This window comes from Amycolatopsis sp. NPDC004747 (assembly GCF_053601335.1).
Genome location: NZ_JBSGBQ010000043.1, coordinates 25541 through 43425 on the forward strand (window position 1 = coordinate 25541; position 17885 = coordinate 43425).

Annotated in this window: 19 protein-coding genes; 5 read left to right on the plus strand and 14 right to left on the minus strand. The window is 71.9% G+C overall.

Going from position 1 to position 17885, the window contains the following annotated elements; genetic code table 11:
* Entirely contained in the window at positions 1–1440 is a 1440-nt protein-coding gene (gene guaB1, locus ACWEGE_RS41755) for a GMP reductase (RefSeq protein ID WP_449666027.1), read from the minus strand.
* Between the two features lie 43 nt (positions 1441–1483).
* Between guaB1 and ACWEGE_RS41760 the strand changes: the two genes are divergently transcribed.
* Both ACWEGE_RS41760 and ACWEGE_RS41765 read left to right on the plus strand, forming a co-directional pair.
* Positions 1484–1951: a DUF309 domain-containing protein gene (locus ACWEGE_RS41760; protein WP_449666028.1), complete on the plus strand. Its 468-nt coding sequence runs from the start codon at positions 1484–1486 to the stop codon at positions 1949–1951.
* Positions 1945–2439, plus strand: a complete 495-nt coding sequence (locus tag ACWEGE_RS41765) for a hypothetical protein (protein WP_449666029.1) — start codon at positions 1945–1947, stop codon at positions 2437–2439. Before ACWEGE_RS41760 ends, ACWEGE_RS41765 begins: the two co-directional genes overlap by 7 nt.
* Here the strand turns inward: ACWEGE_RS41765 and ACWEGE_RS41770 are convergent.
* On the minus strand, positions 2436–3059 hold the full coding sequence (locus ACWEGE_RS41770) for an MBL fold metallo-hydrolase (RefSeq protein ID WP_449666030.1): 624 nt from the start codon (positions 3057–3059) through the stop codon (positions 2436–2438). The genes ACWEGE_RS41765 and ACWEGE_RS41770 overlap by 4 nt on opposite strands.
* A 97-nt stretch (positions 3060–3156) precedes the next feature.
* Here ACWEGE_RS41770 and ACWEGE_RS41775 point away from each other — a divergent pair, with 97 nt between their 5' ends.
* On the plus strand, positions 3157–4371 hold the full coding sequence (locus tag ACWEGE_RS41775; RefSeq protein WP_449666031.1) for an NADH:flavin oxidoreductase/NADH oxidase family protein: 1215 nt from the start codon (positions 3157–3159) through the stop codon (positions 4369–4371).
* 409 nt (positions 4372–4780) lie between these two features.
* On the opposite strand, the gene ACWEGE_RS41780 is transcribed toward ACWEGE_RS41775, so the two are convergent.
* The 5 genes from ACWEGE_RS41780 to ACWEGE_RS41800 form a co-directional block, all read right to left on the minus strand.
* Entirely contained in the window at positions 4781–4975 is a 195-nt protein-coding gene (locus tag ACWEGE_RS41780; RefSeq protein WP_449666071.1) for a transposase, read from the minus strand.
* Positions 4976–5055: 80 nt separating this feature from the next.
* Positions 5056–5661, minus strand: a complete 606-nt coding sequence (locus ACWEGE_RS41785; protein ID WP_449666032.1) for a Pr6Pr family membrane protein — start codon at positions 5659–5661, stop codon at positions 5056–5058.
* Between the two features lie 94 nt (positions 5662–5755).
* Positions 5756–6196 carry a hypothetical protein gene (locus ACWEGE_RS41790; RefSeq protein WP_449666033.1) on the minus strand — a complete coding sequence of 147 codons (441 nt, stop codon included), beginning with the start codon at positions 6194–6196 and terminating at the stop codon, positions 5756–5758.
* A gap of 211 nt (positions 6197–6407) precedes the next feature.
* Positions 6408–7940 carry an ATP-dependent DNA ligase gene (locus ACWEGE_RS41795; RefSeq protein WP_449666034.1) on the minus strand — a complete coding sequence of 511 codons (1533 nt, stop codon included), beginning with the start codon at positions 7938–7940 and terminating at the stop codon, positions 6408–6410.
* 79 nt (positions 7941–8019) lie between these two features.
* On the minus strand, positions 8020–9417 hold the full coding sequence (locus tag ACWEGE_RS41800; protein WP_449666035.1) for a class II fumarate hydratase: 1398 nt from the start codon (positions 9415–9417) through the stop codon (positions 8020–8022).
* A gap of 122 nt (positions 9418–9539) precedes the next feature.
* Between ACWEGE_RS41800 and ACWEGE_RS41805 the strand changes: the two genes are divergently transcribed.
* Positions 9540–10529, plus strand: a complete 990-nt coding sequence (locus tag ACWEGE_RS41805) for an NAD(P)/FAD-dependent oxidoreductase (protein ID WP_449666036.1) — start codon at positions 9540–9542, stop codon at positions 10527–10529.
* Position 10530: 1 nt separating this feature from the next.
* Here ACWEGE_RS41805 and ACWEGE_RS41810 read toward each other — a convergent pair whose 3' ends face one another.
* From ACWEGE_RS41810 to ACWEGE_RS41835, 6 genes are all read right to left on the minus strand, one after another.
* A complete protein-coding gene (locus tag ACWEGE_RS41810) occupies positions 10531–11283 on the minus strand; it encodes a S1 family peptidase (RefSeq protein ID WP_449666037.1) in 753 nt (250 codons plus the stop codon).
* A gap of 8 nt (positions 11284–11291) precedes the next feature.
* On the minus strand, positions 11292–12344 hold the full coding sequence (gene glpX, locus ACWEGE_RS41815) for a class II fructose-bisphosphatase (RefSeq protein WP_449666038.1): 1053 nt from the start codon (positions 12342–12344) through the stop codon (positions 11292–11294).
* Between the two features lie 82 nt (positions 12345–12426).
* Positions 12427–12654 (minus strand): exodeoxyribonuclease VII small subunit, encoded by a 228-nt coding sequence (locus tag ACWEGE_RS41820; protein ID WP_449666039.1) that lies wholly within the window; start codon positions 12652–12654, stop codon positions 12427–12429.
* Positions 12651–13049 carry a hypothetical protein gene (locus ACWEGE_RS41825; RefSeq protein WP_449666040.1) on the minus strand — a complete coding sequence of 133 codons (399 nt, stop codon included), beginning with the start codon at positions 13047–13049 and terminating at the stop codon, positions 12651–12653. Before ACWEGE_RS41825 ends, ACWEGE_RS41820 begins: the two co-directional genes overlap by 4 nt.
* The gene (xseA, locus tag ACWEGE_RS41830; protein ID WP_449666041.1) at positions 13046–14293 is read right to left on the minus strand and encodes an exodeoxyribonuclease VII large subunit; all 1248 of its coding nucleotides are present in this window, start codon (positions 14291–14293) and stop codon (positions 13046–13048) included. The genes ACWEGE_RS41825 and xseA overlap by 4 nt, the downstream gene beginning before the upstream one ends.
* Positions 14290–15045, minus strand: coding sequence for a lipid droplet-associated protein (locus ACWEGE_RS41835; RefSeq protein WP_449666042.1), 756 nt, complete (start codon positions 15043–15045; stop codon positions 14290–14292). Before ACWEGE_RS41835 ends, xseA begins: the two co-directional genes overlap by 4 nt.
* A 141-nt stretch (positions 15046–15186) precedes the next feature.
* Between ACWEGE_RS41835 and ACWEGE_RS41840 the strand changes: the two genes are divergently transcribed.
* The gene (locus ACWEGE_RS41840; protein WP_449666043.1) at positions 15187–16182 is read left to right on the plus strand and encodes a 4-hydroxy-3-methylbut-2-enyl diphosphate reductase; all 996 of its coding nucleotides are present in this window, start codon (positions 15187–15189) and stop codon (positions 16180–16182) included.
* Between the two features lie 172 nt (positions 16183–16354).
* Here ACWEGE_RS41840 and ACWEGE_RS41845 read toward each other — a convergent pair whose 3' ends face one another.
* The gene (locus ACWEGE_RS41845; protein ID WP_449666044.1) at positions 16355–17266 is read right to left on the minus strand and encodes a DUF6542 domain-containing protein; all 912 of its coding nucleotides are present in this window, start codon (positions 17264–17266) and stop codon (positions 16355–16357) included.
* Between the last annotated feature and the right edge of the window lie 619 nt (positions 17267–17885).

Consider the following 17885-nt stretch of genomic DNA (forward strand, 5'->3'; position numbering starts at 1 on the left):
TCACCAGCCCGAAGGCAGCGGGCGGCCTTCGGCGAACCCGGCCGCCGACTGGACGCCCAGCACCGCGCGCTCGTGGAACTCCTCGAGCGTCCGCGCGCCCGCGTAGGTGCACGACGACCGCACGCCGGAGCCGATCGAGTCCAGCAGGTCCTCGACGCCGGGGCGCTGCGGGTCGAGGGACATCCGCGACGACGAGATGCCCTCCTCGAACAGCGCCTTCCGCGCGCGGTCGAACGAGTTGTCCGTGCGCGTCCGCGCGCCCACCGCACGCTTCGACGCCATCCCGAACGACTCCTTGTAGGGTCGGCCCTGCTCGTCGAACCGCAGGTCACCGGGGGATTCGTAGGTGCCGGCGAACCACGAGCCGACCATCGCCGCGGACGCGCCCGCGGCCAGCGCCAGCGCGACGTCACGCGGGTGGCGGACCCCGCCGTCGGCCCAGACGTGCTTGCCCAGCTCGCGCGCGGCGGCCGCGCAGTCGGCGACCGCGGAGAACTGCGGACGGCCCACGCCGGTCATCATCCGGGTCGTGCACATCGCGCCCGGCCCGACACCGACCTTGACGACGTCGGCGCCGGCCTGGATCAGGTCGCGCGTGCCCTCGGCGGTGACGACGTTCCCGGCGACCACCGGGACCTGCGGCGACACCGACCGGACGGCCTTCAGCGCGGCGATCATCTTCTCCTGGTGCCCGTGCGCGGTGTCGACGACCAGCACGTCGACACCGGCCTTCAGGACCGCGTCGGCCTTCGCCGCGACGTCGCCGTTGACGCCGACCGCGGCGGCGACGCGCAGCTTGCCCGCGTCGTCGACGGCCGGGGTGTAGATCTCCGCACGCAGGGCGCCGACGGCGGTGAGGACGCCCGCCAGCCGGCCGTCGGCGTCGAGGCCGAGCGCCAGGTGGGCGCCGCTGCTGTTGAGCCGTTCGAAGACCTCGCGCGGCGGCGTGGTCAGCGGAACCGCGACGCTCGGCGCCTGCGCGACGTCGGCGAGACGGGCGAAGCGGTCGACTCCCGCGCAGGCCGCTTCGTCGACGACGCCGACCGGGCGGCCTTCGTCGTCGACGACCACGACTGCGCCGTGGGCCCGCTTGTGGACGAGGTTGAGCGCGTCGGCGACCGCGGCCGCTCCGGTGAGCACCAGCGGCGTGTCCCAGACCGTGTGGCGGCTCTTCACCCAGCCGACGATCCCGGCGACCGCGTCGGGATCGACGTCCTGCGGGAGCACCACCAGGCCACCGCGGCGGGCGACGGTCTCGGCCATCCGGCGGCCGGCAACCGCGGTCATGTTCGCGACCACGATCGGGATGGTCGCGCCGGTGCCGTCCGCGGTGGAGAGGTCGACGTCGAAGCGGGACTCCACGTCCGAACGGTTCGGCAGGAGGAACACGTCGTCGTAGGTCAGGTCGTGGGCGGGCCGGTGGCCGTCGAGGAAACGCACGAGTCACCAGACTACCCGGCGGCCCCGTGGCAGGATCGGTGGCATGAGCCGCCGCGACCGGGACACCGAGGGACGGGCACGCAACGCACGGCCGCGAGACGGCCTCGGCCGGCCGCTGCCGTACGGCTCCGACGGGGTCGAGCGCCAGCCGGAAGGCATCGAGCGCACCCCGGCGCAAACGCTTGCGGAGGCGCAGCGGCTGCTCGACGACGGCAAGCCGTTCCACGCGCACGAGGTCTTCGAGGACGCCTGGAAGACCACGGACGGGCCCGATCGCGAGCTTTGGCGCGGCCTCGCGCAGCTCGCCGTCGGGCTGACGCACGCGGCCCGCGGCAACAACGTCGGCGCGGTGTCGCTGCTGGAGCGCGGGGCGGCGAACATCGAGCCGTTCCGGGGTGCGCCACCGCACGGGATCGACGTCGCCGGGTTGCAGGCGTGGGCGCTGGCGCTGGCGGAAGAAGCCAAGCAGCGTGTCCGGGTGTCGCCGAGCGCACCGCGGCTGACGTGCTGACGGCTCTCGGAGCCGCGGTCATCGCGGCGGTCGCGTCCCTGGTCGGCGTGACGCTGGGTGCGCTGGTCGAACCGCTGAAGCTCAACGCGGCGCGGCGGGCGAAGGTGCGCCAGGACCGCGCCGACCGCTGCGGCCGGTTCATCGAAGCCGCCGCCCGGGCGCGGCAGCACCTGGTCAGCATCAACGTCAGCTACCGCGAAGACCGGACCTCCGAACGCGTCTTGGCCTACGAAGACGAGTACTACACGGCGCGGGCGGAGGTCCGGTCCCTGCTCGGGCTCCTGGTGATGAGCGGGCCGGACGAACTGGTCGAGGCGGCCAAGGAAGTGCGGCGGAAGGACATGGACCTGCACCACGTGCGGCACGCGCCGGACGACGACGGCAAGTTCACCAAGGTCGTGCTGCCGAGGCCCGTCCGGGACGCCGTGGTCGCGCTGGACCGGGCGATCGAGGAGTTCGCCCTCGTCGCGCGGAAGCACACGGCTTAGGGCTGGTCCCAGCCGTCCGAAGCCGCCTTCTCGGCGCCGATCGTCGTGCCTTCGCCGTGTCCGGTGTGGACCTTCGTGGCGTCCGGGAGCGTGAACAGCTTCGTCCGGATGGAGTCGACGATCGTGGGGTAGTCCGAATAGGACCGTCCGGTGGCGCCCGGGCCGCCGTGGAACAGCGTGTCGCCGGTGAACAGCACCCCGAGTTCGTCGGCGTACAGGCAGACCGCGCCGGGCGCGTGCCCCGGCGTGTGGATGACCTGCAGTGCCGTGCCCGCGACGGTGAGCACCTGGCCGTCGGCCAGTTCGCCGTCCGGGGCGCGGTCCGGGTGGGTGAGGTCCCAGACGACCCGGTCGTCCGGGTGCAGCAGGATCGGCGCGCCGGTCGCGGCGGCGAGCTCCGGGGCGGCGTTGACGTGGTCGTTGTGCGCGTGGGTGCAGACGATCGCGGTCAGCTTCCGCTCGCCCACGACGTTTTCGATCGCCTTCGCGTCGTGCGCCGCGTCGATCACGATCACTTCCGCGTCGTCACCCACGAGCCACACGTTGTTGTCGACGTCCCAGCTGCCCCCGTCGAGCCGGAAGACACCGGAGGTCACCAGGTTCTGCACGATCGCCGTCATGCGCCCGACCCTAGTGGTCATTCGACGGGTAGATGACATACCGGCGGTATGCTACCGTCGAGTCACCTTACCGTGAGTAAGTTCGAGAGGTGACGCGATGACCCGGGACCTGCTGGCGGAACCGCTGAAGCTGCGGTGCGGCGCGGTGCTGCCCAACCGCCTGGCCAAGTCGGCGCTGAGCGAGCAGCTCGGCGACCGCCGCAACGCGCCCACCCGCGAACTGGCCGAGCTGTACCGCACCTGGGCCCGTGGCGGTGCGGCCGCGCTGATCACCGGGAACGTCATGGTCGACCCGGCCGCGCTCGGGGAGCCGCGCAACGTCGCGGCGACCGCCGACCCCGCCGCCTTCCGGCCGTGGGCGCAGGCCGTCGACGGCACGGACACCCGCCTGTGGGTGCAGCTGAACCACCCGGGTCGGCAGAGCCCGCGGTACCTCTCGCGGCAGCCGGTGGCGCCGTCCGCCGTCCCGTTCGGCAACCGGGGCATCCGGACCGCCTTCGCGGCCCCGCGCGCGTTGACCGGCGAAGAGATCGAAGCGATCATCGAGCGCTTCGCCGTGGCTGCGCGGACTTTCGTCGATGCGGGCTTCCACGGCGTGCAGCTCCACGGCGCGCACGGCTACCTCGTCTCGCAGTTCCTTTCCCCGCTGACGAACCTGCGGACCGACGCCTGGGGCGGGGACGCCGTCCGCCGCCGCCGGTTCCTGCTCGAGGTGGTCCGGCGGGTGCGCGCGGCGGTCGGTGACGGCGTGCCGGTGTCGGTCAAGCTCAACAGCGCGGACTTCCAGCGCGGCGGCTTCACCGAGGACGAGTCCCTGGAGGTCGTGCGGGAGCTCGGCGAGATCGGGGTCGACCTGCTGGAGGTCTCCGGCGGGACCTACGAGAAGACCGCGATGATGGGCTCCGCACGCGCGAGCACCCAGGCGCGCGAAGCGTACTTCCTGGACTACGCGGCAAAAGCGCGTGAAGTCTCCGACGTCCCGCTCATGGTCACCGGCGGCTTCGCGACGCCGGGCGGGATGGAAGCCGCGTTGCGCTCGGGCGAAGTGGACGTGATCGGCCTCGGCCGGCCACTGGTCGTCGACCCGGGCCTGCCGGCCCGGCTGATCGACGGCGAGGACGTCCGCGCGGAGCGGCTGTGCCCGAAGACCGGGATCCGCACGGCCGACAGCCTCCTGGAGATCCAGTGGCACACCCGCCAGCTGCACCGGATCGCGGCGGGCAAGCCGGTCGACCGCCGCGGCGCGCTGCCGACGCTCGTGCGGGCCGGGCTGACCGACGGGCTCAACGCGTTCCGCCGCGTCCGCGGTTAGGGCCTGGTTCAACGTCGTAGCCACTCGTTGGTGGCCGCGATGTGCACGGTCGCCTCGTGGCGAACCGCGAGTTTGGTCGAACCGTGTGGCGACGCCTCGGTTGCGTCTGGGCCGGTTGATGCCGCACTCGACCGCGTGCCGTTGCTTGTGGACCTCCGGGTCGAATGCCGGTGACCGGCCGCTGGCCGGCCGCGGTTACGGCGACACCGGACCTGATCAGAAGGCTGGGGAATCGTGCATGCGATCCCGCGCCGCCATGCTGCCCGGCAGTCACCAGCAACGACGATGGGTTTCTGGCCCTGCTCGGTGGCCCGGTGCATGCTGGTGCGCCCGGTTGATCGTGGAATCCACGCTCACCTCCCAGGTGATCAACCCGGCGGCGTCGGCCCGGGTCTGCAACCGGCCAGGATCAGCGCCCACATACCAGCGCGCTGCAGCGCCGGAACAAGCCATAGACGGTTTGCCGGCAGCCATACACGGGTGGGACGTCACGCCACGGCGAACCGACACGGACACGCCGGCGGATGCCGTCCAGGAGCTGGCGTTCAGTCCACAGTGGTGGGCGGCCGGGCTTCTTGCCGACGGGCAGCAGCGGTTCCAGGATCGCCCACTGCGCGGGTCGGCGCGCCCCGTCGCCGCCAGGCCGTGCACAAGGTCTCCGGTGGTCGGCATCTCAAACCGGCTCTAGGCGGGGGCGAGCCGGCGGTCGTAGAGGAACGCGCCGGCGGCCAGTGCGGTGAAGAAGAGCCCGATGAAGACGCAGTTCAGCGCGACCTGGCCGTAGCCGAGGGCGCCGGCGTCGACGAACGGGTACGGGTAGAAGCCGGTGATCGCCCCGCGCGGCAGCGTGAACGCGAGCCAGGCGAGCGGGTACAGCAGCGACCACCAGACCGTGCGCAGGCTCAGCACGCCACGCGGGGCGGCGAGCAGCCAGCCGAGCACGAACAGGATCGGCGTCACCTTGTGCAGCATCGTGTCGGAGACCAGTGAGAGGCCGTGCAGTTCGTAGAGGCCGGCCAGGGCGACCTGGTAGACGATGCCGGTCACAATGATGCCGACCAGCGCGTCGAGCCAGAGGACGGTGAACAGCCGGCCGCGGCCCCGGCCCAGCGCGACCACGGCCGAGGTGATCGTGACCAGCAGGTTCGAATCGATCGTGAAGAAGCAGAGCAGGTTTGCGACGCTGCCGTCGGCGGCGGAGGCGGTCGCGACCACCTGGGTGATCAGGCCGGCCAGCGCGACCACGGCGGTGACCGCGAACCAGGCCCGGGTGAGCTTCTCACTGCGCATCCGGGGAGCGTACCCGTGGGTAACTCCACAGTGGACCCCACGAAGGTGTCGAGTTCCGGGGCTGCCCGGCACGTGGACAGCCCCGGGTGTGCGGTTACGCCGCGAGCAGCGAGTCCCGGAGCGCGACGAACGCCTCGTACTCCGCCTTCTGCTCGACCGGCAGCTGGTAGGCGACGGCCAGCAGCTTCGTCACGGACGGGAGGATGCTGAGCCGGAACGTCCGGCCCTCGGTCGTCTTGATGACGAATCTGCCCTGCAGGTCGCGCTTCTTGACCGACGCCCGGTTGGCGTCGTTGATCGTCAGCGGCGTGCCCGCGGTGATGGTGCCGTTCTTCTCCTCGAGCGGGACCAGGACGAGATCGGTCTGTCCCGGCTTGAAGCCCAGGGCGAAGTTGGCGACCGAGGTGGTCCGGAAGACCAGGTAGTTCTTCTGCCTGATCTCCGCGGCGTACACCTTGGTGTAGCTCGCCCCGTCCGCGACAGCGCCGTCGAAGGCGGCGTGGATCGACGCCTTCATCTGTTCCTTGCTGACCACTGCTTGCTCCTCCGTGACCGCTCGGGAAGTGAGCGGGAACCTTGTGAAGGAGCGCACTTTAGGGATTCTTCGCCGCGGGCTGTGTCGGGAAAATTCTCGTCAAATCCGGTTCGGCGCGCGTCGAAATCGTCGAACGCCGTCGCCGGCTCGACCACCATCCACTGTGGCCGGTGCGGAGCGCGGGCACCAGCTACTTTCGTCGTGCTTCGCGTCAGCTCCCTTCCCCGCGGTCGCCGTGCAGCAGGCCGCGGACCGTGTCGATCGTGTCCGCTTCGGCCGGGTCCTTGTCCGGGCGGTAGCGGACCACCCGCGCGAACCGCAGCGCCAGGCCTCCGGGATAGCGCGTGGAAACCTGCGCGCTGTCCAGTTCGATCTCCACCACGACCTCCGGCCGGACGTACACCGTCCAGTCGTCCCGGTGGGTCTCGATCTCCTGGAACGTCCTCGTCTGCCACGCCAGCAGCTCGTCGGTCATGCCCTTGAACGTCTTGCCCACCATGATCGGCGGGCCGCCGTCCGGATCGCGGGCACCCAGGTGGAGGTTCGACAGCGTGCCGGTGCGCCGGCCGTGGCCCCACTCCGCCGCCAGCACCACCAGGTCGATCGTGTGCACCGGCTTGACCTTCAGCCAGGCCCGCCCGCGCCGCCCGGCCGCGTACGGCGAGGCCAGGTCCTTGACCATCACCCCTTCGTGGCCGGCTGCCATGGCCGCCTCCAGCACCGAAGCGGCCCGCGAAGTGCCCACCTCACCGGGGATCACGTGCGCCCCGGCGACCTTGCGCAGCGCCGCGTTGCGCTCCGACAGCGGCGCGTCCAGCAGGTCGACGCCGTCGAGGTGCAGGCAGTCGAAGAAGTACGGCCGCAGCAGCAGCGCCTTGACCTGTTCCTCGCGGGTGCTGCCGAACCGGCTCATCGTGTCCTGGAACGGCCGCGGCCGCCCGGCGTCGGTGAGGGCCAGCGTCTCGCCGTCGAGCACCACCGACTCGCACGGCAGCGCCCGCACGAGTTCGACCAGTTCCTGCACGCTCCCGGTGATCTCGCGCAGCGTGCGCGTCCAGACGTGCACCTCGTCGCCCTGGCGGTGCACCTGGATCCGCGCACCGTCCATCTTGTACTCGACGATCGCCTCGGCGTGCTCGGCGACGGCCTCGTCGAGCGACTCCGCCGGCGAGGCCAGCATCGGCTTGACCGGCGTGCCGAGCGTCAGCCGGAACTCCGCGAGCGCCGCCTGCCCGCCGGTGATCGCCGCGACGCCGGTGACGCCCAGCTTCCCGGACAGCATGAACGCCCGGCGCACGTCCTCGCCCGGCACCTCGGCCGCCGCCGCGATCGCGTCGACCATCACGCCTTCCAGCGCGCCCTGCCGCAGTTCGCCGGTGACCAGCCGGAACATGAACTGCTGCTCGTCCGCGGTGAGCCGCTCGAACAGCGCCCGCAGCACCTCCTGCCGCCGCGTGTTCGACCCGGTGCCCGCCGCGACCCCGGCCGCCGCGGTGAGCGCCGTGTCGACCTCGGCCACGGTGACGACGGGGTCCGGCGCCGAGCCGGCCCCCAGCCCGGCCAGGGTGCGCCAGCCCGCACCCAGCCTGTCCTGCGCGGTCTGCCCGGTCAGGTACGCGATCACCACGGGCAGCTCACCGACCTCGGCGGCGCGCAGCACCGAGGCCAGGAGGGCGATCTTCGCCTTCCTGGACCTCGTCGCCGCCAGCTCGGCGGACGCCCGGACCAACTCGCTCAGCAACACCCGGACATCATGACCCGCACCACCGACAATTTCTCGTCGGCCGGCTGTCCGGCCTGGTGCGGAGGGGGCGGGCGGGCCGCTACTTCCCGCCGCGGGCCATGCGCAGCACGTCGAGCGCCTCGTCGAGCTGCTCCTCGGTGAGCTTGCCGTCCCGCACGTGCCCGCGCTCGATGACGACTTCGCGGATCGTCTTCAGCTCCTTCAACGCCTGCTTCGCGACCGCGGCCGCTTCTTCGTAGCCGAGGTACTTGTTCAACGGCGTCACGATCGACGGCGAACCCTCGGCGTAGGTCCGCGCGCGTTCGGTGTTCACGGTGACGCCCGCGAAGACCTTGTCCGCCAGCAGCCGCGAAACCGCCGCGAGCAACCGCGCCGACTCGAGGACGTTCCGCGCGATCACGGGCAGGTTGACGTTCAGCTGGAAGTTGCCCGCCGCGCCCGCGAACGCGACCGCCGCGTCGTTGCCGATCACCTGCGCGACCACCTGCAGCGTCGCCTCCGGGATCACCGGGTTCACCTTGCCCGGCATGATCGACGAGCCCGGCTGCAGGTCGGGCAGCGCCAGCTCGGCCAGGCCGGTGCGCGGGCCGGAACCCAGCCAGCGCAGGTCGTTGGCGATCTTGTTGAGCGACACCGCGACCGTGCGCAGGTGCCCGGACGTCTCGACGACGCTGTCCTGCGTCGCCTGCGCCTCGAAGTGGTCGCGGGCCTCGGTCAGCGGCAACCCGGTGACCGTGGCGAGTTCTGCGGCGACACTGGAACCGAAGCCGTCGGGTGCGTTGAGGCCCGACCCGACGGCGGTGCCGCCGATCGGCAGCTCGCCCAGCCGCGGCAGGCCCGACTTCAGCCGTTCGACGCCGAAGCGGATCTGCGACGCCCACGCGCCGGCCTCCTGGCCGAGCGTGATCGGGACCGCGTCCATCAGGTGCGTGCGCCCGGACTTCACCACGTCGGCCCACTCGGCGGCGCGGACCTCGATCGCGCCGGCCAGGTACTCGAGCGCCGGGATGACGTCCTTGGTGACGGCTTCGGTGGCGGCGACGTGGATGGTCGTCGGGAAGGTGTCGTTCGACGACTGCGACGCGTTGACGTGGTCGTTCGGGTGCACGTCACGGCCGAGCGCACGCGAAGCCAGGGTGGCGATGACCTCGTTGGCGTTCATGTTCGACGACGTCCCGGACCCGGTCTGGAAGACGTCGATCGGGAAGTGCGCGTCGTGCGCTCCGGCGGCGACCTCGTCGGCGGCCGCCGCGATGGCGTCCGCGACGTCGGCGTCGAGCACGCCCAGCTTCAGGTTCACCCGCGCGGCGGCGGCCTTGAGCAGGCCGAGCGCGCGGATCTGGGCGCGCTCCAGGCCCCGGCCGGAGATGGGGAAGTTCTCCACGGCCCGCTGGGTCTGCGCGCGGTAGAGCGCGTCGGCAGGCACGCGGACCTCGCCCATGGTGTCGTGTTCGATCCGGTATTCCTGATCAGCCATGACACCGATTCTGGCCCTGTTCGCACCGGCCCGCGTGGTGGCGTCGCCCACCCTCGGCGGCCCGCGACGCTAGGATCGGGTGTGTTCTCGATCACCGCCATCCACCACTGGCTGGAGCGAGCATGACTGACGCTACTGGGGACTCCTACGACCTCGTGATCATCGGCGCGGGCCCGACGGGCCTGTTCGCCGCCTACTACGCCGGGTTCCGCGGCCTTTCGATGGCGGTGGTCGACTCGCTGCCCGAGCCCGGCGGCCAGGTGACCGCGATGTACCCGGAGAAGATGATCTACGACGTGGGCGGGTTCGCCGAGGTCCGCGGCCGCGATCTGGTCGACGGCCTGGTGAAGCAGGCCGAGCCGTTCGCACCGGCGTACCTGCTGGGGCGCAAGGCCGAGAAGCTGGAGCCCGCCGAAGACGGCGTCGAGCTCACCCTCGACGGCGGCGAGACGCTGCGGGCCCGCGCCGTGCTGATCACCGCGGGCATCGGCGAGTTCACCCCGCGCCCGCTGCCGGCCGGCGACGGCTGGCTGGGCCGCGGCATGGTCCACTTCGTCCCCTCGCTGGCCGCGCACGCGGGGCAGCACGTCGTGGTCGTCGGCGGCGGCGACTCGGCGTTCGACTGGATCCTCGCCCTGCACCCGGTCGCGGCGAGCGTGACGCTGGTGCACCGGCGCGCGAAGTTCCGCGCCGCCGAGTCGATCGTCCGGCAGGCCCGCGAGCTCGGCACCCGGATCATCACCGACGCCGAGGTCACGCGGTTCGTCGAAGCGCCGGACGGCTCGCTCGAAGCCGTCGACGTCTCCATCAAAGGAGCGGGCGAGGAGCGGCTGCCGGCCAACGCCGTCGTCGCGGCACTGGGCTTCACCGCCGACCTCGGCCCGATCGAGAGCTGGGGCCTGGAGATCGACCACCGCGCCATCTCGGTCGACTCGACGATGGCGACCGCCCGCGAACGCGTCTACGCCGCCGGCGACGTCGCCGCGTACCCGGGGAAGGTGAAGCTGATCGCGACCGGCTTCGGCGAGGCGGCGACGGCCGTCAACAACATCGCCGTCGCGCTCGACCCGGACGCCCACCTGTTCCCGGGGCACTCGAGCAACGCCGAATAGGTCAGGCCTTCGTCTTCTCCGCGATCCACGGCGCGTAGGCGACGACGGAGGTGTAGATCGACGGCGCCGTCGCGCATTCCGGCTCGTTGTTGCCCGGACGGCTGGTGACGCCGACGAGCTGCCACTGGTCGCCCGCGCGCACGATCTCGGGGCCGCCCGAGTCGCCGAAGCAGGCCCCGGACTTGCCGCCGGGGTTGTCGGTGCACAGCTCGGCCGTGCCGTCGAACACCGACGTGCACTTCGTGCCCTCGACGATCTGCGTGTCGAGCTGCTGCAGCGTCGTGGGGAGCTCGCCGCAGTTCAGCTTCGGGCACGTCTGGCCCCAGCCGAGGATCCGGGTCGCGGTGCCTGGCGAGGCCGCCGTCGCGAGCCCGATCGGCGCCGCCGTGGCGGGCGCCGCCAGCCGCAGCAGCGCGATGTCGCCCGCCGGGCTCTCGGTGTTGAACGCCGGGTTCACCACGATCCCGGCGACCTGGGCGACCTCGCCGCCCTGACCCACGTCGTTCGTGCCCGTGCGCACCGAGATCGTGGCCGGGTCCTTGCCGAACGCGCAGTGCGCGGCCGTGACCACCCAGGCGGGCGCGATCAGCGCGCCGGCGCAGAACAGCTTGCCCGATGCGGAGTGCAGCGACACCGCGAACGGGTACGGCTGGTCGGCGTTCGCGCCCCCGACGATCACGGGGGCGGCCGCGGCGGTGCCGGGGACCAGGACGACGAGGATCAGGGCCAGTAGAGCCGGCAGTCGCCTGGTCACGGATCTCCTTACGGCAGCGGGGGCACGACGTCGTCGGCGGGCGCGTCCAGGTGGCCGTCGAAGTTGATCGAGGAGTACGCCCGCAGCTTGTTGAGCCGGTGGTAGCCGTCGATCATTCTGACGGTCCCGGACTTGGACCGCATCACGATGGACTGCGTCGTCGCCCCGCCCTCGCGGTAGTGGACGCCGCGCAGCAGGTCGCCGTCGGTGACGCCGGTGGCGCAGAAGAAGACGTTGTCGCCGCGGACGAGGTCGTCGTTGAGCAGGATCCGGTCGAGGTCGTGGCCGGCGGCGAGGGCCTTCTCACGCTCGGCGTCGTCCTTCGGCCACAGCCGGCCCTGCAGCTCGCCGCCGAGGCACTTCATCGCGCAGGCCGCGATGATGCCCTCGGGGGTGCCGCCGATGCCGACCAGCATGTCGACGCCGGTGGTCGGGCGGGCCGCGGCGATCGCGCCCGCGACGTCGCCGTCGGAGATGAACCGGATCCGCGCGCCCGCCTCGCGGACCTCCTTGATGATCTGCTCGTGGCGCGGGCGGTCGAGGATGCACACGGTGACGTCGCCGACGCTGCTGTTCTTCGCCTTGGCGACCCGGCGGATGTTCTCCGCGATCGGCGCCCCGAGCTCCACCTTGCCGGCGGCTTCGGGCCCGACGGCGAGCTTCTCCATGTAGAACACCGCGGACGGGTCGAACATCGCGCCGCGCTCGGCGACCGCGAGCACGGCGAGGGCGTTCGGCATGCCCTTGGCCATCAGCGTGGTGCCGTCGACCGGGTCCACCGCGACGTCGCAGTCCGGCCCGTCGCCGTTGCCGACCTCTTCGCCGTTGAACAGCATGGGCGCTTCATCCTTCTCGCCCTCGCCGATCACCACGACCCCGCGCATCGACACCGTCGAGACGAGCTGGCGCATCGCGTCGACGGCCGCGCCGTCCCCGCCGATCTTGTCGCCGCGGCCGACCCAGCGGCCGGCGGCCATGGCGGCGGCTTCGGTGACCCGGACCAGCTCCATCGCGAGGTTGCGGTCGGGCGCTTCACGACGACTCTCTGCGGCGGACATCATTGCCTCCCGGATCGTGGAACTGGCGGGTGGACAGTCTGTCAGATCCCTGTCCGGATTCCCGATGCCGAAGACATGGCAAACGTCACTGGCTGTCGCTGGTTTCGTCCTCGACAGACGCCAGAGCAGCTTCGATGCGCTCGCGCGCGCCTTCGAGATGGTGCTCACAGACCTTCGCGAGCTTCTCGCCCTTCTCCCACAACGCGAGCGACTGCTCGAGGGAGAGGCCGCCGGCCTCGAGCTCGCGGACGACCTCGACCAGTCGGTCGCGGGCCTGCTCGTAGCCGAGTTCCTCGCTGGCTGTTTCACTCACGCTCGGTGTTCTCCGACCTTCCGGGCCTGCACGCTGTTCGCGCACACTACCGCGCTGGCCATCGCGTGGTCGTAACCCACGAAGGCGAGCGCGAACTCCTGCCCGTCACCCTCCGCGATCGCCTCTTCGAGGTTCTCCTGCGCCCCGGCCACCCGCCGCCGGTGCCCCGCGCCCTCGGCGAACCACCAGCGCGAGCCGACCTGCATGGACGTCGCCTCGGACAGCCGCCGCAGCTGCGGGCCCAGGTCGCGGCGGGCGGCGGTGCCGCAGCCGGCGAGCAGGGCCGTCCAGCACTCGGCGGCGGCCTGGTCGGTGCGGACCGCCTGGTCCAGCAGCGGCCGCGCGCCGAGTTTCCTGGCCGCGTCCACGGTGAGCGGGAGGAACGTCACCTTCACTCCTGCTCTCCTTCCGCCACCGCCTTGACCGCGCCGTCGCCCACCCGCACGCGCAGCTGGGCACCGGCCTCGACTTCGGAGACGGAGCGGAGTACCTGGAGGTTGCCTTCGGCGTCGACGAACTGCACGACCGCGTACCCGCGGGCGAGCGTCGCCGCCGGTCCGAGCGCGGTCAGCCGGGCTCGCGCGTTCGCGATTTCGGCCTGGTCCTTGGCGAGCAGGCCCAGCATGGCGCGGCGCGCGCGTTCGCGGTGGACGTCGACGTCGTCCTGGCGCCGCTGGATCGGGCCCAGCGGGTCGGCCAGCGACGGGCGGCTGCGGATCTGGTTGAGCAGCCGCGCCTGCGTGTCGACCCAGCCGTGCAGCGCCCGGCGCCCGCGGTCGCGCATCTGCCGGACGCGTTCGGTCTCCTCGCGCAGGTCCGGGACGATCCGCTTGCCGGCGTCGGTCGGCGTCGAACAGCGCAGGTCGGCGACGTAGTCGAGCAGCGGGGTGTCCGGCTCGTGCCCGATCGCGCTGACGACCGGTGTGCCGGCGGCCGACACCGCCCGGCAGAGCGCTTCGTCGGAGAACGGCAGCAGGTCCTCGACGCTGCCGCCGCCGCGGGCGATGACGATGACGTCGATGTCCGGATCGGCGTCGAAGATCCGCAGCGCGCGCATGACCTGCGGCACCGCCTGCGTGCCCTGCACGGCCGTGTTGAGCACCTTGATCCGGACGTGCGGCCACCGTCCCTGCGCGTTGGCCAGGACGTCCCGCTCCGCCGCCGACGCGCGGCCGGTGATCAGCCCGACACCCTTCGGCAGGAACGGGATCGGCCGCTTGCGCTGGGCGGAGAAGAGGCCTTCGGCGGTCAGCAGCTTCTTGAGGCGCTCGATCCGGGCGAGCAGCTCGCCGATGCCGACGGCGCGGATCTGGTCGGCGCGCAGGCTGATCGTGCCGCGGCCGAAGAAGTACGACGGCTTCGCGTGCACGACCACGCTCGCGCCCTCCCGCAGCGGCGGCTCCATTTCGCGGATCAGCCAGTTCGGGCAGGTGACGGACATCGAGACGTCCGCCGAGGGGTCGCGCAGGGTCAGGAACGCGGTCTGGGTGTTGGGGCGGGAGCTGACCTGGGTCACCTGGCCTTCGACCCAGACCGCGCCGAGCCGGTGGATCCAGTCGCCGATCTTGCGCGCGACGGTCCGGACCGGCCACGGCGATTCCGCGGTGCTCGCGGGGGCCTGTGCGGACTCGGTGCTCACCGGTCTTCCGCGCCGTCTTCCTTTTCCTGGTCCGGCTCTGCCCGGTCCGACTCTGCGCGGTCCGCCTTGCGGGCGTTGGCGATCCGGCGGGACAGCATGCCGGTGAACGACGCGCGGTCGGCGTGGGCGCGTTCGTACTCGAGGATGGTCTCGAGCTGCTCGATCGACAGCTGGCGCAGCCGGGCCCGCAGCTGCGGGAGGGTGAGCTGGTCGTAGCCGGTCAGCCCGGCCGGACCCTCGTAGCCCGCGGCGCTGGTCCTCGGCGTCTCGCTCTTGGTCTTCTTGTCGACCTTGGGCGTGCCGGGCTTCGGCGTCTTCGGCGGTTCCTCTTCGCTGTCGTTCTCACCGTCGGCGTGGTCCTCGGCGAGCGCGCGTTCCTCGGCCGCCCACGGATCGCCCAGCTCCGCTTCGAGTTCGGCCGCCGACGGAACGTGACCGTTGATCTCCGAGCGCGGCTCCGGCACCTCGGCGACCGGCGCGGGGCGCGGGGGCGCGACGTCACCCAGTTCGGCGTCCTCGTCGAAGGTCGCCCAGCTCGGCGTGTCCTCGATCGGGCGCAGGCTCGACAGCGCGTTGTCGCCCTTGATCGCGAGCTCGGTGACGTGCTGCTGGACCCGCATGGAGGCCTGCAGCACCTGGCTGACCACGGTCACCGGGAGCCCGGCCAGCTGCCGGGGAAGTTCGCGAACCCGCTCGGCGGTGGAGACGGCGAGGCCCGCGGCGACCCGGAGGGGGAGCGGGAATGGCTTCATGGGTCCAGCCTGCCGCATGACCGCCGCTCCTGCCCAACCGGACGCGCGCACTGAGTGACGTCCGGCACAGCACGGTAGCGGGACGAAGGTCACCCGAAAGGGACTTCGAGGTCGCCTCGGGGCTGCCCGTACCCTGGGGGCATGAGTTCAGCGAGTCCCGGAATCGAGCCCGCGGGTACCCCGACGATCACCGGAACCGCTTCCGGCAAGCGGGTGCTGCTCGCCAAACCCCGTGGTTACTGCGCCGGCGTCGACCGCGCGGTGATCGCCGTCGAGAAGGCCCTCGAGGTCTACGGCGCGCCGGTGTACGTCCGCAAGGAGATCGTGCACAACAAGCACGTGGTCGAGACGCTGCGTGAGCGCGGCGCGATCTTCGTCGAGGAGACGTCCGAGGTGCCCGAGGGCGCGCTGGTGGTGTTTTCCGCCCACGGCGTCTCGCCGATGGTGCACCAGGAGGCGGCGGACCGGAACCTGCGCACGATCGACGCGACCTGCCCCCTGGTGACGAAGGTGCACAAGGAGGTCAACCGGTTCGCCAAGGACGACTACGACATCCTGCTGATCGGCCACGAGGGCCACGAGGAGGTCGAGGGCACGGCCGGCGAGGCTCCGGACAAGGTCCAGCTGGTCGACAAGGCCGAGGACGTCGACAAGGTCGAGGTGCGCGACCCGTCGAAGGTGATCTGGCTGTCCCAGACGACGCTGTCGGTCGACGAGACGATGGAGCGCGTCGACCAGCTCCGCGAGCGGTTCCCGGGCCTGGCGGACCCGCCGAGCGACGACATCTGCTACGCGACGACGAACCGCCAGGTCGCGGTCAAGGCGATGGCCGCGGAGTGCGACCTGGTGCTGGTGGTCGGGTCGACGAACTCGTCCAACTCGAAGCGCCTGGTCGAGGTGGCGCTGAAGGCGGGCGCCCGGGCGTCCTACCTGGTCGACTTCGCGCACGAGGTCGACGAGGCCTGGCTCGCGGGCGTCACGACGGTCGGCGTCACGTCGGGTGCGTCGGTGCCGGACGTGCTGGTCATGGAGCTGCTCGACTGGCTGGCCGAGCGCGGCTACGCCGACGTCAACGAGGTCACGACGGCCAACGAGAAGATCTCCTTCGCGCCGCCGAAGGAACTGCGCAAGGTCTGACCCGGCTCCGGTGGCGGGTCGCCTTCGCGGCTCGCCACCGTGTCGTCCCGCCAATCACGCGTGATGCCCTCCCGATCACGCGTGATGCCCCCTCTGATCACACGTGATGCCCTTCGGCGCACGGTCCCGGCATGCAAAACGGCGGTCACCTCGCGAGGTGACCGCCGTTTTGTCAGCGTTCTTCGTCGTCCCAGGGACGGTTCCGCCGCGGCGGAGCGTTCCGTCCACCGGACGGGCGACGGGGCGGCGGAGCGTCACGGCCGTCCTCGGGCGGGCGAGGACGCCGCCGCGGAGCGTCACCGCGAGGCTCGCGCCGGCGCGGGTCACCCTCGTCCGGACGAGGAGCGCGCCGGGTGGCGGGCGGCGGCTTGCGCGTGCCCCGGGTGCCCGGGTCGCGTTCGGCCGGGGCGTTCGAGCGAGGTGCACGGCGTTCGCCGTCGGCGGGCGGCCGCGGGCGCCGCGGCGGTTCGCCTTCCCGGCCGCGTCGAGCGCCGGCGGGGAGCGGGGTCTGCCCGGTCCGGTTCGAGCCGGCCGGCCTCGGACGCCCACCGGACTGCGCGGCGCGGGCGGGGGGCCTCTCGTCGTCTTCGTCGGCCGGGCGCTTCTTGGCCTTCTTCGGGGCGTCCGGGTCGCGTTCGCGGAAGAACCGGAAGATGCCGATCAGCAGCGTGATGCCGGTGGTGATGGCCATCGTGGGGAAGCTGTTGATGAGAGGGCTGCCGATGTTGAGCGCCTTCGACAGCATGTCGTCGCCCGAGCCGGACCCCGACGTCAGCAGGATCACGCCGGGCACGGTCACGGCCAGCACCAGCGGCGGCATCACCATGGGCCCGAACAGGCCCCGGCGCCGCACCGCGCAGACCGCGATCACGGCTCCGGCGATGTAGCAGACGGTGAAGACCACCGGGATGTTCGTCTGGCTCGGCTTGCCGAGGAGGGCGCCGACGATCGCCAGGCCGAGGCCGACCAGGACCGCGGCCCACCAGGGCAGTCCCCGCCTCGAACCGACGACAGGACGCTCATCCCACGCAACGGGGACGTCGTCGGCATCTGGATCGCTCTGGCGATCGCGAATCGCGGTCACAGGGCAACACCGTATCTCGTGGTTGTGAAGATCTTGCCAGCACCGCCGCCGACGTGGGCCGACAGCCACCCGCCGGGATGATCCGGTGGCGCCGGGTAGCGCTGACGAGCGAGCCGGGCGGCCCCCCGGGGAAAGGGTCCCCCGAGAGGGACGCCGACGACAACCCACGGTCGGATGGATGCGCACCGCCAAGTGGCCGGCGGTGTCTCTTGCCGCGGCCTGCTGGGTCGGGTGCTGGGCGGTCGTGGCCGGCAGTTGTCGCTGGTCAGCGGGTTTTGGTTGCGCTTTTGGTGCGACGCCTGGCTGCCTCCGGGGCGCGGGCTTGTGGCAGCGGCCGGTGCACCCGGTTGTGGCCGGGATCGCCCTGGCGGCTTGCCTCCGAGAGCCTGCTCACCTGGGGTGGCCGCCCGGCCGCGCCCGCTCCGGAATGCCGGCCGCCTCGCCGGGCGCCGCGGATGGTGGGTCGGGTGGGTCCGGCCGTTCGCCTGCTGCGGGCGTTGGGCTTCAGCCGGCGGGCCTCGGTTCGGGTGGGTCCGGCCGTTCGCCTGCTGCGGGCGTTGGGCTTCAGCCGGCGGGCCTCGGGTCGGGTGGGTCCGGCCGTTCGCCTGCTGCGGGCGTA

Excerpts from the sequence above, each read along its gene's own strand:
- ACWEGE_RS41760 (WP_449666028.1), top strand. The coding sequence starts at position 1,484 with ATGAGCCGCCGCGACCGGGACACCGAGGGACGGGCACGCAACGCACGG.
- ACWEGE_RS41770 (WP_449666030.1), bottom strand. The coding sequence starts at position 3,059 with ATGACGGCGATCGTGCAGAACCTGGTGACCTCCGGTGTCTTCCGGCTC.
- ACWEGE_RS41775 (WP_449666031.1), top strand. The coding sequence starts at position 3,157 with ATGACCCGGGACCTGCTGGCGGAACCGCTGAAGCTGCGGTGCGGCGCG.
- ACWEGE_RS41785 (WP_449666032.1), bottom strand. The coding sequence starts at position 5,661 with ATGCGCAGTGAGAAGCTCACCCGGGCCTGGTTCGCGGTCACCGCCGTG.
- ACWEGE_RS41800 (WP_449666035.1), bottom strand. The coding sequence starts at position 9,417 with ATGGCTGATCAGGAATACCGGATCGAACACGACACCATGGGCGAGGTC.
- ACWEGE_RS41805 (WP_449666036.1), top strand. The coding sequence starts at position 9,540 with ATGACTGACGCTACTGGGGACTCCTACGACCTCGTGATCATCGGCGCG.
- glpX (WP_449666038.1), bottom strand. The coding sequence starts at position 12,344 with ATGATGTCCGCCGCAGAGAGTCGTCGTGAAGCGCCCGACCGCAACCTC.
- ACWEGE_RS41835 (WP_449666042.1), bottom strand. The coding sequence starts at position 15,045 with ATGAAGCCATTCCCGCTCCCCCTCCGGGTCGCCGCGGGCCTCGCCGTC.
- ACWEGE_RS41840 (WP_449666043.1), top strand. The coding sequence starts at position 15,187 with ATGAGTTCAGCGAGTCCCGGAATCGAGCCCGCGGGTACCCCGACGATC.